Here is a 752-nt window from a genome sequence, read left to right on the forward strand (position 1 = left end):
GATCGGTTTCGCCGCCGTGACCACCGCGGCGTACGTGTTCGCCAGGCTGGCTCAGCGCGTGCGCCAGCCCGCCGTCATGGGAGAGATCGTCGCGGGCATCGCGCTCGGTCCCAGTCTGCTCGGCCTGCTTCCCGGCGACCTGACGGAGCGGCTGTTCCCCACGGACGTCAGGCCGTACCTGAACGTGATCGCGCAACTGGGACTGACCCTGTTCATGTTCGGTGTGGGCCACCAGCTCGACCTCACCCAACTGCGCGGCGCCGGGCGGCGGATCGTGTCGATCAGCCTCGGTTCCATGCTGCTGCCGTTCGGGCTCGGCGTCGGCGCGGCGGTGGTCCTGTACTCCTGGATGGACCAGTCGCAGCTGAGAGGTGACGGCATGCTCGGGCCGGTGCTCTTCATGGGCGTGGCCACGTCGATCACCGCCTTCCCGGTCCTGGCCCGGATCATTCACGAGCGGGGCATGAACCGGGACCCGGTCGGTGCCATGTCCCTGGCCTCCGCGGCCGTCCAGGACGCGCTCGCCTGGTGCGTCCTGGCCGCGGTGGTCGTCGCCGCGAGCTCCGGCGGCTCGTGGCCCATGGTCCGCGTGTTCGTGCAGTCGGCCGGCTTCGTGCTGGTGCTGATGTTCGTCGTCCGCCCGCTGCTCGTGCGGCTCCTCGCCTCCCGGGGCGACTGGTGCAGGGGAACTCCTGCCGCGCTCGCCGTGCTCGTGCCCTCGCCGACACCGGCTCCACCGCCCCCCTGTGGAC

1 protein-coding gene is annotated in these 752 nt (G+C 71.1%); it reads left to right on the top strand.

The annotated features are described in order from the left end of the window. On the top strand, positions 1-752 hold a 752-nt coding region (locus tag ACFXPK_RS32955; RefSeq protein ID WP_385080838.1), incomplete at both ends, for a cation:proton antiporter.

The sequence above is a fragment of the Streptomyces sp. NPDC059142 genome, assembly GCF_042755665.1.
Classification (GTDB): Bacteria; Actinomycetota; Actinomycetes; order Streptomycetales; family Streptomycetaceae; genus Streptomyces.